The 16,345-nt window shown below is 47.0% G+C and carries 14 protein-coding genes; all 14 read right to left on the bottom strand.

Annotation, left to right across the window (positions count from 1 at the left end):
• Positions 1–142: 142 nt before the first annotated feature.
• The 14 genes from PHQ58_RS05180 to PHQ58_RS05115 all read right to left on the bottom strand — a co-directional run bounded on the left by PHQ58_RS05180 (position 143) and on the right by PHQ58_RS05115 (position 16,309).
• Positions 143–370, bottom strand: a complete 228-nt coding sequence (locus tag PHQ58_RS05180) for a hypothetical protein (RefSeq protein ID WP_300107933.1) — start codon at positions 368–370, stop codon at positions 143–145.
• A gap of 63 nt (positions 371–433) precedes the next feature.
• Positions 434–1,270 carry a hypothetical protein gene (locus PHQ58_RS05175; RefSeq protein ID WP_300107930.1) on the bottom strand — a complete coding sequence of 279 codons (837 nt, stop codon included), beginning with the start codon at positions 1,268–1,270 and terminating at the stop codon, positions 434–436.
• Between the two features lie 166 nt (positions 1,271–1,436).
• Complete coding sequence (locus PHQ58_RS05170) at positions 1,437–2,525, bottom strand: hypothetical protein (RefSeq protein WP_300107927.1); 1,089 nt, start codon at positions 2,523–2,525, stop codon at positions 1,437–1,439.
• Positions 2,526–2,593: 68 nt separating this feature from the next.
• The gene (locus PHQ58_RS05165) at positions 2,594–3,349 is read right to left on the bottom strand and encodes a S80 family phage morphogenetic serine protease (RefSeq protein WP_300107924.1); all 756 of its coding nucleotides are present in this window, start codon (positions 3,347–3,349) and stop codon (positions 2,594–2,596) included.
• 22 nt (positions 3,350–3,371) lie between these two features.
• Complete coding sequence (locus PHQ58_RS05160; protein WP_300107921.1) at positions 3,372–4,508, bottom strand: GIY-YIG nuclease family protein; 1,137 nt, start codon at positions 4,506–4,508, stop codon at positions 3,372–3,374.
• Between the two features lie 45 nt (positions 4,509–4,553).
• Positions 4,554–5,279: a hypothetical protein gene (locus PHQ58_RS05155; protein ID WP_300107918.1), complete on the bottom strand. Its 726-nt coding sequence runs from the start codon at positions 5,277–5,279 to the stop codon at positions 4,554–4,556.
• Between the two features lie 5 nt (positions 5,280–5,284).
• Positions 5,285–6,730, bottom strand: coding sequence for a hypothetical protein (locus PHQ58_RS05150; protein ID WP_300107914.1), 1,446 nt, complete (start codon positions 6,728–6,730; stop codon positions 5,285–5,287).
• The gene (locus PHQ58_RS05145) at positions 6,730–6,930 is read right to left on the bottom strand and encodes a hypothetical protein (RefSeq protein WP_300107911.1); all 201 of its coding nucleotides are present in this window, start codon (positions 6,928–6,930) and stop codon (positions 6,730–6,732) included. The genes PHQ58_RS05150 and PHQ58_RS05145 overlap by 1 nt, the downstream gene beginning before the upstream one ends.
• 49 nt (positions 6,931–6,979) lie before the next feature.
• On the bottom strand, positions 6,980–7,891 hold the full coding sequence (locus PHQ58_RS05140; protein WP_300107908.1) for a hypothetical protein: 912 nt from the start codon (positions 7,889–7,891) through the stop codon (positions 6,980–6,982).
• 66 nt (positions 7,892–7,957) lie between these two features.
• On the bottom strand, positions 7,958–8,233 hold the full coding sequence (locus PHQ58_RS05135; RefSeq protein ID WP_300107904.1) for a hypothetical protein: 276 nt from the start codon (positions 8,231–8,233) through the stop codon (positions 7,958–7,960).
• Between the two features lie 296 nt (positions 8,234–8,529).
• Positions 8,530–9,753, bottom strand: coding sequence for a hypothetical protein (locus tag PHQ58_RS05130; RefSeq protein WP_300107901.1), 1,224 nt, complete (start codon positions 9,751–9,753; stop codon positions 8,530–8,532).
• A gap of 55 nt (positions 9,754–9,808) precedes the next feature.
• The gene (locus PHQ58_RS05125) at positions 9,809–10,726 is read right to left on the bottom strand and encodes a hypothetical protein (protein ID WP_300107898.1); all 918 of its coding nucleotides are present in this window, start codon (positions 10,724–10,726) and stop codon (positions 9,809–9,811) included.
• Between the two features lie 704 nt (positions 10,727–11,430).
• Positions 11,431–14,658 (bottom strand): hypothetical protein, encoded by a 3,228-nt coding sequence (locus PHQ58_RS05120; protein WP_300107895.1) that lies wholly within the window; start codon positions 14,656–14,658, stop codon positions 11,431–11,433.
• Between the two features lie 10 nt (positions 14,659–14,668).
• Positions 14,669–16,309, bottom strand: coding sequence for a hypothetical protein (locus PHQ58_RS05115; protein ID WP_300107893.1), 1,641 nt, complete (start codon positions 16,307–16,309; stop codon positions 14,669–14,671).
• Between the last annotated feature and the right edge of the window lie 36 nt (positions 16,310–16,345).

Here is a 16,345-nt window from a genome sequence, read left to right as displayed (position 1 = left end):
TAAAAAGAAAAAGAAAAATAAAAGGAAGGCAGGAACATATCACGTATCGATGCAGTAGGAAACTGTGTTTCCTATTACACCAACATAGTGATATGTTCCTGTAGTTTTTTAGAATCGAATTGGGTTATTCGATTCTAATGTCTCAATCTCCGTTGCCGAAGATTGAACTCGACAGGCAGCGGGCGCCGCCTGCCACGATGGTGGCGACGCCAACGGCGACGCCAACATACAACCCAACCTTGGCAGCAGTGCCAAGGTTGGATACAAAAGAGGACGACGCGATTGCGTCGTACTTCGTTTTGCGCGCCTCTGACGCAGCGTCCGAGGTCGATAGGGACACCACCGGAGTGGTGAAGTTGAAATCAGCCATGAAACTCTCCTTCTTAGAAAACACAAAAAAGCCAGGTGATTTCTCACCTGGCCAAAAAACCACTTACTCGGCGTTGTTGCCGAAGAACTTTGTGTACGCGAAGTACCCAGCTCCGACCACTACGCCGGCCGCGGCCACGCCCAAGCCGATCTTCACCGGCGTGGAGTCCATCCAGTCGGCCTTAGCGGCCGGTGCGGCAGCCGGCGCTGCTGCCTTGGCAGCCAGAGCAGCTACGGCCGCTTGCGCGGCCGTTTGTGCGGCAGCGGTCGCTTGCTTGGCAACCTCCACCTGAGCAGACAAGGCCGTCAGAGCCTTGTCGCACTCCTGCCGTTGTGCGAGTGCTGCCTGGGTGGCAGCCAGGAGCGCATTGCGCTCCGACGAAGCCGCAGCAATCACGCCGCTGACTGACTCGACAGACTTGGTCAGCTGCGCCAGCAGCTGCTCGATGGCGCCGGTGGCAGCAGCAGGTATTGTGGGAGCTGCCTGTGCAGCAGGGACTGCTGGCGCAATGGGTTTCATTGGCACTGCCGGCGCCGCAGCAGCCGTGGCTGCCGGAACTGCCACAGGTTGAGGTACTGCAGCAGGTGTTTCCACCTGCTGCATGAGAATCTCTACCCAAGTTACCCCGTCGACAACGATTGCCTTACCCTGCCAGCCTGCGGCAGGACACAGCGTGTCTACCAGGTGAGGCAAACCGCCGTGGCGGTTTGCCTCCACAGGGAAGTTCAACACGACGAACCCTTGTGCCTCCCCTACACCAATGTCTAACTCACACCCCACCAGCGCCTCGATGGCGCTGGCAACAGCCAGCGCTGCGTCAACAGACGCAGCGTTGACGCTTTTTGCCGCCAGAGCGGCCATGATACCCTTGGCCGAAGCCTTGATGATAGTTGCGGACATGTTCTATTCTCCAGAAGATTCTAGACATTTTAAAATAGGTAGCTAGAACACCTAAGCTTAACTACACCTGTAGAAGCTCACGATGACTATATGTGATTGAAAAAATCTGCATTAGAGTTTTAGACGGCATAAAGAGTAGTGGTTTTATCCACTACTCTTTATGTATTTAACTAACCGCCTTCAATACTTTATTACCACAACTGGCCAATTCTGCAAATACTTCAAAAAAGAAATCCGTATATTTCCCTTCCATTAAACTTGAGGAAATGCCATCAATTTTGTACTGGTCAAAACCTGACCCTTTACTATTCTTCTGACGACCTTGTTCATTGATGTTTTCAAACTTCTCTCCCAGAAAAACCATCTCTCTAATATTATTTTCAAAGACATCTTCAAACACCTTATCAGCAATATCCATCAAATCGATGGCAGCGTCTAAGAATTTCTCGTACTCGGTATCAGAGAGTTGTAATTCTAACTTCGTATTTGCTTGGTAATCCCATTCACTGAAACCAGTAATATTAGGCATTATCAAATCGTATTTGTAACCTTCGTCGTTGGTTTTTGTACGATACGTCAAATGGTAGAGCGTGTCTTTATCGGAATAAGATTGATTAATGTCAGAATCCACGCCGTACTCGTGGTCTTCATCTTGATGATGTTTAAAGCCCAAAGCCTTTACCTTATCAATCGTCTTCATTCTCCTAACCACAGCAATGTAACCTTTTACAAGGGTTTCATCATTGGGTGACTGAGTGTACTGTGTAGCCAATGGTAATAGCTGTTGATGGCAATCCAATAGTGTTTGGTAATACTTAGGTAAATACTCTAAAATGGATTGATACCATTTAAAGAATTGTAAAAAATCATTCAGATTTTTAAACGTGGCTAAAGGGCAGTTGGTAAACGCTATGGTTGTTTGGCTTGCGTTATTCTTTTGTTTGGCAGCTTTTAGACCATCACGCTGTTTCATAATAACGTTAATGACACCCCAGTCCTCGCTATCGTCGTCTTCGGGCGGCGTATTCTTTTTGTCGTTATCTTTGTTAAACAGTGTTCCAAACATGCCCTCTATCGCTACTACTTTCCTTTTAGTGATGACAAAGGGTTGCTGTAACTTATTTTTCTTTTTCAGTGATTGGATTTTTCTTTCTAGGTATTCTTCGTAAGCAACAGTAGCGCCATTAATCGTTGTTTCGTTTGCATTACGCTTATCAAGACATACCTGCGCCTGGCTAAATAGAGATTTCTTCACAACAGTTCCTTAAATAAAAACACAACATAAAACCCTCAGACCATTTTAGTGTCTGAGGGTTTTATATTTTACCACTTAAAGTAGCTAGGTTTGGCTTTGGGATCAAAATCCCAACCCAGTGCACGAATCAGGTTACGACCCGTGGCCGCTGCAGATTCCAGAGCCACATCGCCCATTGTAGCAAGGGCCACGCTTTCGATGTTGGCTTTGGTGAAAACCACGTCTTCAAAGTTTTCCAAAGCAGGGGCTTTGTACTTACGAGCCACGTTAATGCCGGGTTCGGTCACGAAATCATAGGTGACAATCTCACGCAGATTGCGCTGGCGCACACCATTGACACGAATGTCTTCGGTGAATGAACGAATGGAGAAGCACACGTCTTCTTTGGGGTTGTCCAACGACTTTTGCAGTGCTGGGCCAAAAGGACCAGTTGGTGTGAGCTTAGCCAACACAGCAATCACAGGTTTGCCCATCTCATCCTTGACGGAGTCAAAGTCTAACCAAATGTCGCTGAAGTGCACACACGTCTTTTGCTCGTCGATCTGCATGACACGACTGGCAAAGCTGTCCATTGACTGGTTGGGCAACGGCTTGGGATGACCATACTCGCCTTTTAAGCAACCAGTCTTGATGCGCCGCATCAGAGGTGCAGAGCTTGTGAACAGCTCTTTGGCTTCTTCATAAGGGTAGTAATCCCCTGCACTGTTGAATGTGTTCAGTGCACCGATAGGCATGGTGTAATACCCATCTGTATCTTTAGGCAATAAGCCTTGTTTTCCTGTACCTGCTAATGCGGTACAAGAGAATCGAACAGTATCTCTCATTTGTTATTCCTTTTATTTTGGTTTAAACATAAGAGGCGAGTCCGTCTCGCACTCTGGATTTCATGGTATTTTTACTGATACCTAGAACAGAAGCCGCTTCTGTCACACTGGCGTAAATCTGTTCATTAAACAGAACTTTATTCACTGTAGGCTTTTTGTAATCAAGAACATAAGGACCATTTGCACTTTTACCACCGCAAGCTTTTAGCTTTCGATGAATAACAGGTTCTGAAATACCAGTAATGGCTACTGCTTCTTTCACGCTCTTATACAAAACACCATTCAGGATAATGGGGCGTTTTGATTGTTCTGCTGCTTTTCTAAACTGCTCCATGCCTGAGGCCTTTTTAATCGCTGAAAGCTTTTGTCGCAGCTCCATAGGCAGGGTCCTACCTGCCAGCGAATTCTTAGACGCTTCTAGCCATTTGCAGCTTCCATCTGTGCATCGTGCAATCCGCTTGCGTATAATGGTCTCAGACAGTCCTGTAGCTTCCCTGGCTTTGGTAATGCTTTCGTACTCTACGAAATCTACCATCACCTTTCTGCGGCTATTTTCATGAAGTGTTGTTAACTGAGAAATAGCCAGCGGGCTGTTCTTCCTAGACTCTGAAATCTTAGCCCTAGCCTCCGCAGAATTGATTCGTCCAGTGTTGGCTTTTGAAATGTTTTTACGATGTTCTTGAGTTAACTTTGCGCCCTTCATTGCCGTTCTAGCGTCGTGCGCAATGTTAAGCAGTAGTTCAGGATGTTCCCATTGGTCTAAAAAGTGCTGTTCTAGGCTATATGCCGATTCTCTATCTTTAGTAAAGATTACAATAAGTTCAAATGTCTTTACGTTTGCTGACGACATAAGGCTATTAAGATTATGGTTCTCATGTTTTCTTTTTTCTATTTTTGCCTTATGTCCAGTTATGCGCTTATAAATGTTCTTACTGCTACCAAAGTAAATTTTACCAGAGAAAATTTCTCTAATGACATATGCGCCAGGTTGAACAATGTTTACGTTGTATAGGCTGTGTTCATACCTTCTCGGACGATCCGTCATCATCCCTTTAATGAAGGAATACTTTTCTCCCCCTACTTCAACATAAAAACACTCGCCCGAATAATACGTATTATTCAAAGCGAGTAGTTGGTTTAATTGCAAAACAGTACGCATCTTGTTTCCTTTTTGGTTGGTCACAAGATATGTATTTTAGTTGAGTTAGCTCAATAAAAGATTTTCTACTCTTTCCACTCGATCAGAGGGATCATTCAGAGCAGACACAATACCCACCGACATGTACGAACCACCCAGCTTGTTGGTAGTGTTTGTAGCTGAATAGTCCACGCTCTTGAGTGGCACATACACGGGAGGGTTCTTTTTCAAGTCCTCCATGTCTTTCACTGTCGAGCGGTAATACTTGGTACGGTCTTTGGGGTCTCGTGCCACAATGGAGGCAATGAGCTGAGTGACCTCTTGGTTAGAGCCCACATTAGCGCCTGCGTGGTACTTGGCAGTATCGAATATCTTGCCGAGTTCCTCATACCCCACGTACCAAGGGATTCGTCCACCGGATAGCATCTCGTCGTAGATCATGTACGTCAACGTATCGGTCTTAACCAAGTTAACGTCTTTGATGACTGTAGCACCTGCCGGGAACACAAACTCAAAATACTCGTCTTCATCGACTTTGATCTTGTTGGTCTGTGCAGGGTCAATAGCCATCATGGCATTGACCAGGCTCACGCCGTAGTATTTGTCTTCTACGATGATCGCGTAAATGCCTAAGATGTGTGTCTCTGTACCCACGTAGGCTAAGTTGCGTTCAGCAAAGCGTGAAGGGATGTGAATCTTCACTTCTTTGCTGGTGCAAAGACGCCCATCGGGCATCTCTGTCAGGCAATCGTGGATACGTGACGCGTCACGAACGAGTTGTGATACGTCCATGGTCTTTACAGGCTTCCTGTGATGTGAATCTGGTCACAGACGTAATCCGTGACATATTCCACCAGCGACAGCAGCGCTGCTTCGCGCACTTCAATGTTGGCGTTCTCTCGGCACGCTTTCTCAATGCCAAAGAGGATTTTGTCAGCACTGGTATAGAAGAAGCCGGCTTCACAAACTGCTTGAGTGCACACCATCCAGAGATTATCGAAGTCGCTTTCCTTGAGGGTGTCAAGGTAGCACTTTAAACGGGCAATGCCTTGGCCTACTTCTTCAAGCTGAATGGTGAGTGCGCGGTTGTTGGCCACTGGACCAAAACACTCTTTGAGGTTGTTGCCAATGACTTGTTCAGTGCGCTCAAGCAAAATGGTTTTGTAGTTGACAAAGCGCTTGTTGCGAACCGTCACACTCAGCATGTGGTTGTGTTGTTCCCAGATTTGCACGAACTCAGCCGCTTTAGCGTCGAGGTCAGCAATGAACTTGGCAGGGCGTTCCGACAGGATGCTACCAAACAGCACTGCATTCTTGCCACCGTTTTCAATCCACTTGCGATATACTTCGCCATTGACGAAGAGTTCATTCTTTGTCACGTTTCGGATGATCAGACCCAGCGACTTGCTGCGTGCGTAGTCTCCATAACCGTGTTGGATGCGAAGCGCTGCTTGGTCTCGCAGTTCTGCAATTTGTTCGTTGTACTTGACCAGAGGCAAGAGCGTGCCTTCTGGCGGGTTGTCATAGAGGCGCTTGCACAGCAAGAAGACCGTGATTGCTGCATCGATACCCGTGTCATTGTTGGACACCAGCACTTCGAATCGCTCTTGTGTGGGTTCGTGAGTGAAGACGGTATTCCAGACATTTTGGAAGAACGCATCACCACGACGCGTGGCCCAAGCAGTAACGGCTTCATCGATCTCGTCGATACCTGTCACCATGGTTTGCAAAATCTCTTCAGGGGTTTTAGCCACTAAAGAGATATAGTTGTTGATCGGTGTGTAGTTCACTTCCTTGAACTCTTCTACCATTTCTTCAAAGCTAGAGAGCACCAAAGGTTCAGGAAGGTCCACACACACCACGTCCAAGGAATACTCCGGATGGATGGTGAGGGCATTGATGTCGGCTTGGACTTCTGTGACCAGTTCTTCGACCACAGGCCGCACTACGTTTTTGGCGAAGTTCAAGTGCTGGCTGACTGCGTCAGCGATCTGTGCGCTCAGGGCTTCCATTTCCTGGGTATGGGAGCTGGCTACATTGGACAGATACCCAGTACTGGAGGCTTCGATATAGCCGGCATCTGGGATGTACTCTGAGCTGGTACCCACAGCCGGCGCAAGGGTGTGAGTGAGGTCTACGAGCTTGGCAAGAGGAGTGCCTGCAACAGGCACCATGATCAGTCCGCGACGATCAAACTCTTGGGCGACGGCGATAGCGGACTTGGCGTTGCTTTGCGGAATCATTATTTAGCTGCCTGTTTGGTGAAGTTGGAGAAATTGGAATGGACACGGCTGGCGATCAGCTCGCCCATTGCAGCTTTGTTGACCACAGACCCATTGAGCGTGTTGGCGACTTCATTGCCACTGACTTGGTGCACAATGTTAGTAGCCAATGAAATTGCATTGGCTAAAGTGAGTACAGTTTTTTCGGATTGCTTGAGCATATTGTTCCTTATAAATGGAGGTGAGGATCAGTCAGATTATGACAGAACATCAAACTACCCAACCTGGTGGCGCGGACAAAGAGGCCGCACCATAACGTGCAACCGACAAAGAGGTACCTGGTGCTACCGAATCATTAGAAAAATAATACCCTTCTGTTAGGTTTACGATAGAGCCTGCCTTACTTTGGCCTAAACCAAATATGCTTTTTTGCTTATCTCCTGCAGCACATAAATAAATTCTGCCAGTATTAAGTTTTGTCCCAGTTGCTTTCGTATTTGCACCATAGTTGTATTTCTCGGTACCTGTCCAGTTTGTGGCGTTATAAGCGGAGGAAATCACCGCGTAATTGGTCGTACCTGCAGCTGCTGGTCCCTCGCCCGCTAAAGACAGTTCGACTCCAGACGTTATGGTCGCGCTGCTGTAATTATATCGCCTTATCGAAGCCCTAGAGCTTCCTGTTTTAAAAAAGAAACCAGTTTCTACGTTACTGCTTGCGCAATGCCTGTAGACTGCACTGTCTAGATTGGTCGTAGCCAACATGGTTTTTGTTGAATACACAAATTTCTGAGACGCAGATGTATTGTATCCACCCGTAATTATGGCCATGTCTGCGTTCCCAGTCGCAGCGGTACCCCACAACCCATAGAGCATATTGGTGGATGCGGATACAACGTCAGTGGAATACACATACCGTTCTGTGCTAGCTATGGTAGTAACGCTGCTGGCGCCGCCAAACACAAACCCTTCTGAGAGGTTTCCTGCGCCCGATGTTTCCCTTCTTTCAACGATAAGCATGGTCCCTGAAGAAACTGTATCGTCCTTTAAGAAATATTTATCCGTAATCTTAAACGTAGTCGTAGTGCCACTGTTTGCACCACCGGCAAATATACACAGGCTCGGGCCTGTGTATATTTGCCCATTATTACCCACCTTCTTGCCTAACAACAATAATTCAAACATGTTTGTTCTTTCAAAAAATAAAATACGCCTTGGGTACTTTTTAGGTACCCAAGGCGTATTTGTTGTTTACTTACCTCGGTAAGCTTGTACCGCTTTCTTGGCCAACACGCTCAGAAGCGTGTTGGTGGTTCCAATTGACCATGCTGAGTTGACGATTCGAGCATGGACACTCTTACCGCCGAATATAGCATCGATCAACTCACCATCTTCGGTTTTCATATCGCCATCAAAAACTTCTCCAAAAACCGTTTTTAACTGGTTACTGAAGACGCCCTTCCCATTGTCCACATAAGGCCGCTGTCGCTCCCGCGACTCCCTCCTTGTGCCGGTGTGCTTAGACACCCGCCCACTGTCACCAGTGGGGGCAGACTATCTCTTCACCCTCCGAGGGGTGTCTCCCATTTCCCACGCCGCTGGCGGGTACAGGCTGGCTAAGCCTTAGTCGTTGAACCTTACGCGTAGCCTGCTTCCCAGCAGTCTGTAGCGTCTTGGCTGCTGATTGTCTCTGTTCCCATATTTTCGAGCATTCACGTTTGCCTTTTCAAGCTGCGTTGTAGCTATGAGACCTGCGAGATTTTCCAGCAATTAGAGAGAAATCTATCCAGCCATTGCTGACTGATAGGACTAACTTGTCTTTTTTATTTCTCTTCTTCAAAAATCCATCCATTGTAAGGCTTTTTGGAAAGAAGTCTTCCTTTTAACGTTCTTTTGTCGATACCTATTTTTGCGATGAGCTTATGCATGCTCTCAAATCTTATTGTTTCTGAAGTGTCCTCATTCCTCGCCAAAAACACTCTAGGGATATTTGTTTTAATGATGCCGTATGCGGACGGCCATTCATCGTCGCACTTTACCCTAATCACGTATCCTTGACAATTCCTTAGAGTCGTAGATCGAAGCGCAGTGAGTATCCTCTCCTCTGAGACAGCTATCTTTTCGGATAGGCCAGCCACTGTTTTTTCTTCAATCACTTCATTACTTTCGATATGTTTCGCTTGATACGGACCATTTAGACGGAGACTATAATCACGACACGAATCAGAATAGTACCAATCGGTAAGGTCATCGGCATGTTTTATTTCATACCTTCCCAAAAACAAGATAGGTATTACTTTACTACCGATATTCCTACAGATTTTCTTACTCTTAGACACCAACCCGATTTCGCTAAGCGCTTGACCAATCGACTTAAAATGCTTTTCTTCGCCAGTTTGCACATCTCGTACACGACAAGGCTTGTTATCATTTCTAAGGTCATTGGTTACTGCATGGATATTGTTCCCTCGAGAACAAGTCCACTCTAGGTTGTCTAAGTCGTAATTAAGTTTATTTCCGTCTTTATGGTTAACAAAACAACGATAGCTAGGATCATCGTTCTGTACGAATGCTCTCGCTAAGAGAATGTGTAGGCTTACGCTTCTCCATTTGCTCTTATCGGGATCGTAGATATTTACGTAAGGATACCCATAAGGACCTATTGCTTGGCTCAATGTTCGTCCAAATTTTCTGGACTTCACTGTGCCTTTAGAATTTACGATGAAGCCAGGAAATCCTGGAATTAACCTGAATCCATCTTCAAACTCAATAGGCTTAGTAAATACCATCATCTCCCCGCAGCGCAGGTTAATGACTTTAGATTTGCATTCTACAAAATTTATTTTAAAGACTTCTTCTAGCGGTAAGTCTACTTCGTAATGACAAACGAGCGACAACCACTTTCTGCTAAGGAAGTACTCGACATCATTTATTTTAATGCCAATCAAATCCCCAACGCCTTGATGTAATGGTTCTCCGGAAATCTCGCAATATCCGGAATGATTGAACTTGTATTGTTCGTTAAGAAGAAGAGTTTTTAACTCCATTGTACTTACTCCATGTGTTATTCACACGATGTATGTAAAATGGTAAGACAACACGTTAATCGCCCAAACCTGCGCTTACAGAAGTGGTGATATAGATGCGAATAGCCAATTGGTCTAAGCCCAATGGATTGCCATCAATGCGGAACCCTCCATCAACTCGCCCAGTGAAAGACTCTCGTCCCAAACTATTGGCCAATTTACGGTGCTCTTTGTCAGAGGTATTCGCTGCAGCCTTCAAAGATTCTGACATGTCTTCTTTGTCGCCATGGTAATAGACTTCAATCTTTTCCACGACACCATTGATATTGGCCTTGGGTGCCTGCGCACTTAAGGCTTTCAGTGTGTCGATTGACGCATCATCAAACAGCTTGTTGTTGGCTGTCACAGAGTCTTCTATCAGACACAGTACGCTGTCTGCGGTGACTTTATCACCAGGCTTGACCAGTTTGCTGACGGCTTGGTCAAAGGTCAGAATGATGTCTTTGACTTTAGTGATGCTGGTAGTCAGCTTATCTGCCACTCGCTTAGAGATTGAGGAAGAGTCCTCAAAAGTTTGAATGCTTTCCCACAACACAGTTTTCACGTTGATGCTGTTTTTCAGCACCACTTGTTTGGGATTAAAGAAGTCGGGCTCAAAGAAACCGCTGTTGTACACAATCACGTCACCGACTGCCACTTTATCCTTAGGTTTTAAAGGAGTGACAATCTGGTGCGGAATGATCAGTCCTGCTGCGTTGCCAAACCGCCTGCCGATTTCATAGCCTTCAATTTGACCATCTTCGTATTCTACAATCACGCCCTTTTCATCCACAGACGTTACTGCGCCTGGCTTCTTTGCGGTGAAAGCAAAGAGCGCATAAGAGCGGTGCGCGATCACGGGATCGTAGCCGGTCCTCACAGTGTACTGATGATAGCCTTGGCAAGAAATCGAGTGACTTTGCTGAATGGCGATGAAGTTTCTTACTGTCCACATGCGGTCGCTCAGTTCTATTTGAACTTACCTATACCACATGTCGGTGTGCGCAGACACCCGCCACAGGCTTTCCCTGTGGAACTGACTATATCTTCACCTTCCCTACAAAGGGTTCAGGTGCTTCCCATTTCAGACCCGCTGGGTCCTACGAGCTCCATGCTCTAGTCGATGAACGCCTCTCCTCGTAGGAGGTTCGCTGCGGATTACCCAATCCATCTTGTCTTTTACCGTACCTGAGTAATTAATTCAGCCCTCATCTGCATTGCTGCGATGAGTAGGTGCAAGAGGCTCTAAGGATGTCCCCGTCAATTAAAGAAGTTTTCAATAGCTATTTCTAGCTAAGGGAGCAATGCTTACTGACAAGCAGTACAATTTTACTCTTTTTGGCGGAATCTTCAAATAGCTCGTTAGGCTATTCCGTTGGCAGCGACTCTCCCGAGCGGCTGGACTGCTCTGAATTTTCTTCAGATGCCGAGACTATATCTTCACCCTCCGAGGGGTGTCTCCCATTTCCCCGCCACTTGGCAGGTACAGGCTGATAAGGCCTTAGTCGTTGAACCTTACGCGTAGCCTGCTTCCCAGCAGTCTGTAGCGTCTTGGCTGCTGATTGCCCAATCCATTCGTTTTCAAACCGTCAATGCCTGCTTTCGCGGCATTTGTGGTGAATGGCTCTAAGGACGTCCCAGCAATTAAGGAGAATTCTTCTAATCATTACTGATTAGAAGGACCGCAATTTGATCATCTGTATCTGAGGCAGGAGAGATCAACGCTGAAGTCGACAGCAAGGCTGTCGCGCCAGTCTCACCTAACTTGTACCGCTTGGACATACCTCGCAAGGAGGTAAACTGCGGATCTGCGCTGGTGAAAATGTTGATTGCTACGTCAGAGCTATCCACGGTCGATTCAGAGATCGTGCCCATGTCGTTGGGATGGTATTCCCGTGTGTGCTTGGTCATGCTTTGTTTGCTTCGTCCTCCTGTGCCTGCAAACGTGACAGCTTCGGTTTGTTTCAATGCTTCAATGGGATTGATCTCATTGACCTGGCTCTTGGCCGAATCTTCAGAGACACGCTTCCAAACAGCGTAAGGATTCATCTCAACCGGTACGTTGGATTTCCCTAAGCGCCCGTTGTGCGCACGCAAGGATTGTACCAGTTCAGTGTAGACTGCGCCAGCCATGCGCTCATAGCCTTTGATGCGCATGAATGCCGGATCAAGCTCATGCGGATGCTGGTCATTGAGCAACAGTTCACACGAACGAAGTAAAAGACCTTGGAAGGTCAAGGGCTCTTTCATTTCAATCAGCAAGTCTTTGGTGATAGGATCGATGAACATGGCGTACATCAATTCAATCTCGCGCACATACCGAACACCGAGCCCATTGGACTCCAGCAAGTTAACGTACACCCCTCGTTTATTGAAGCTGTGCACACTAAAGAGTTTCAGTGCTCTGGCGTAGTCGTTAAAGCCAGCCAAGACCATGGAAGCAAAGCGATCGTCCTTAGAAAAAATCAAGGATTCATCGCTGAATGTAATGGCATATTCTTCTAGTGCCATATTCAATCGTGTTCCCGTAGGAACACGGCGAGGCTGCACCTTGAGCAATCGGAGCAGTTTGTCAATACCCATTGTCATGCCAAGGATGACACCAATCGGAATGGTCTTGCCATACACCGCCAGGCTGGCAAACTCCACTGGCGCGCTATTGGTCTGGAGTCCAATAAAGGTCTCCAAATCCCCATAAGGAGTCAGAGTTCTGTCTTGTGCTACGTAGAGTGTGTTGTTTTTATCCAGCAGCAGGTATTGTCCGCCATTATTGCGTGCAATGACAACAGACCCGCCCTTTTCATAGCGTGCGACTTCTTTTGGAGGAAAGAGTGCTTGTTGTTCTTTTTTGTCAAAGACAAACGTGAAGCCTTTGCACTTGAATGACTTGACGAATTGGGAGAATGCGCCATAGGTGCGCGGGGCATCTAGGGCGTTATCAAACACATTCGACAGGGCTACTTCTGTGATGTCGCTCTGAGACTTATCAAGTATCTTCTCCGTGAATTTACACTGCAACCAATAGCCGTAATCGTCTGCTTTCTTAATGCTTCGCGAAACGAACACTTTGCCGTAGTACGACGTCAATGCCACGCGAGTGGGGTTGATCTTTCGAATCGGAAGGTCACCGCGCTGTTTACGTAAACGATACTTCACGCCATTGCTCGTAAATGTTCCGTCTCGTTCCACGACTGGTAGCTTAAATCGAATAGTGGACGGCGCACCAATCACAGGTGTTAGCTTTAGGGTGTGCATCTGATACCCACCCAAAATGTCAGTGTGCTCATCTACGCGATAGCCCGAGACTGCCACCCCTGCGTTTTGCACATTCAGTATCATTGCTGCTGTGTCTTTGAGCATGACATCAGCAATGTAACGATCGTCAAAGCTCAATAGGCTGGATTTCAGCATGGACTTGTCCAGAACCGTCTTGGTGTCAGGCACGGAGCTTGATTCCGTAATTGCCAGTTCTTCGGGTTTGATCTGAATGAACTCACCCAACGGTGTGCGTCCATCAGGACCTTGCATGGTCTTGTACGCGTTTGCCAGCTTATTGAACCGTTTGTACTCACCTGCTGACAAAAGACCTTCGTCAGCCAAACGGTCACACACGTTCATCACGCCTTCTTCAAGTGAAGCGCCCTTGTCCTCAAAGATGACTTCGTGGAGTGTTGCTTCTTGTGCGCCTAGTTCTTCCTCTTTCTTTTGTGCAATCTCATTGAGCTGGGACAGCTGTTCATCCAACAGTGTGTCTTCGGCTTTCAGCTGTGCTGCCAATTCTTCATCTGTGGCGTTGTCGTCATATTCTCCAACGACGTTGATGGGTTCTGGAGGAACTTCAGGCAGAGAGGTGTCCTCTGCAATCTCGTTGGGCTGTGCCTTAGGAACACCGGAAGTATCGTCGTCAAAATCGGGATTCTCCAGTTCGGTATCATCCATTTCTGGTGGATTAGGTAGATCAATCTCTTCACCATCCACTGCATCTTCTTCGACGCTATCCAGGTTCGCAGTGAGGGTGCGCAGCTCCATGACTGACATGAACATGCGGAGTAAACGCTTTTGCATTTGGGCCGGAGAGAGCCTTTGCCGATCACGCAATACTGCCGTTTCTTTTTCTGGGTCTTTAGGCATGCGAAAGCTGTTGAGCGTTCCCAAATTTACCAGCATCCATTTTCCATTTTCCTGGAAAACGAAATTGACCAGATGAATCTTGTTCTCAGGAATGCGACTAAACAAGCTCTTGTCTCTGTCTTCGCCTAACCACTTCCACAGCTCCAAGAGCACGTACGCGTCTTTGTCTCGCAGGTACTTCAAAGATTCCTGGGTGACTTCTTCCTCTGCGTTTTCCAACTGTGTGATTGAAGGAATCAACTTGGGCGCAGCCGCCATTAAGAAATGGTGTCGCTCTGACGTTTCAGTGGTCTCGGCAATCGCCTGAATAGTGGTGGCGAAGATGTTGTGCCATTTGTGGTATTCAGTAAAGAAGCTGTGCACGTAGCGATAGCTCTTACCCAACAAGCTGTAGTTATAAACTACCAACGCGGTCTTGTCTCGGTCCGCGGTGTCGTTATTGCGAAGCATGCGCATGCGGCGGTGCTGGGCGTGGTAGTCCCGCATAGCTTCAGGCAAGTTGACAGCCAGCTTTCTCGGAGAACCTAAATCAATTTTTAAATCGATAAAGTGTTTAACCAGGATCGGCTTCTTGATGTTCCTGAACAAGTAGTCGTCAGAGGGCGGCCCTGATTCTGTTCCGTCAAAACGGACGAAATGGTAGATGGACTCTAGAGGTAGCTCCAAAAACTTCAAGTCTGTTGCCAGCGGGTGCAATACCTGCGACAACATACGCACGCCATATTTGCGGTAAAACGTTTGGTGATTCAAAATCATTGTGAGTCCTTTAGATAGCGGGCTTTGGATCACCCGTTAGATTAAATAGCACATATTTAATCGTGTCAATGTTGTTGTCCATTAGGAACCTGCCGTCAGTGCCAACATAACCCTTTTTGCTGGCAAAGTGGCGCTCACTCTCTTTCATGGCATCATCCGAATACGCCACAGTCAAGGAGGTCATATCCCCGTCGAAGTCCCCACCCATCGCCGAAAGACGATTTAGGTGGGGAGAAAGCGAGTTAAAGAACTCAGAACCCGTCACTGGAAACTCATAAGAGATTCTAGGTTCTCCGTATTCTTTCCAGTCTTGCGCCAATTCTTTACGGGTTTCTTTTTTAACCGTGGACTTTAAATGCAGTTTACAGGGCGTGATAGAACCGATACCTGTAATCGGATACCGGGTAACAAACCCTGTGTATTTGTTCGTGATGTAATAAATCTGCGTGTACAACAGTTCCGCAATTGTAATAGGTGTACAGTCTTCTTTATTTCTTCCTTCGGGAAGTTCATCAATCCCGTGGATTAATTTAAATGTCTGGTCAGGCCCTCGATAGATCAAGCCCAAGTAATGGTCTTGGTCTATCGAAATAGGATTATGTCGTATGCTATTTTCCTTGAAGTGACTGACAAACTTTTCCAAGCCTTCGTTGCTCAGCCAACGGTCATAAACCTCCGCCTTCAGCTGCACACGCTCAGTCATCAGCGTAGTCTTGTTTGTCAACAGCGCAGGAGCACCAGGTGCTGGGAAGACTTCGCTGAGGAACCCTGTGCGCAGCTGATACAGCGTTACGGGCAATATGGCTTTAGAGGCTTGGTAAATACCTACAGCAACACTGTTAGTGGTGATATTGCCAGGAGCACCTAATTCATCGACCACAGTGTCCAGTGACGTGATCACGTTACGCGTGCCGTTGAATACCTTACGGCTGGCCCACTTGCCCATCATGAGGTTTTTCTTACCCTCAATGATTTTTATAACGTATTCGTAAATCTCAACGAAGGTGTTCTGAAGAGCCCAGCGTTGGGCGTTGTAGGCTTCAGGACTGATAGAAACCGTGCTGGGGTTGATTGTGTTGGAGATAGCAATGAGCTTTCGGTACAGGTCATTGATTTCGTCAGACGTATACCGTCCAGTGCCGTCGACTTCCATGTCACGCAAACCTGCGGGCAGTACAAGGACTTTGTCCAGCAAGGCTTTCTTCTTCTTGCCTTCGAGCAACCGTATGGCTTGCTGTCGTTTAATGCTGGGCGTTTCCTGGTACTTGATCTTAGGGAAGTATTCCATAAAGAACTGGAACCCTGTGCGACCATCCACGATGTCGCTCTTGACGAAGTCGCTGAGCTCAGGGTCCCAAATGGCAAACTCTTTACCGGCCATGATGTCCCGGTATAGCCCACGCATCGACGTAAGCGTAAGGAACAAAGTCGGGTGAATGACTGTGATCTTCAGATCAATGTAACCAAATTTAGTAGAGCGTGCATCAGAGCCTGCTACACCAAACGTCTGGGTGGAATACAATCCATCTGGGTGGAAGTTCCTGGTAGCACCCTCGAAAGGGTCCAGAGATTTGACTTGGCGAATACGAGAAGTATCTTCCGGTGTAAGCTGTAGTAAATCAATGTTAAAAGGGATGGATAACTTTTTCATGGTAGGTAGAGTTCCTTTTGTTATGTATCATTCCGT

It is taken from the genome of Rhodoferax sp. (assembly GCF_028688795.1).
GTDB lineage: Bacteria > Pseudomonadota > Gammaproteobacteria > Burkholderiales > Burkholderiaceae_C > Rhodoferax.
This window is presented reverse-complemented; position numbering and strand designations above follow the sequence as displayed.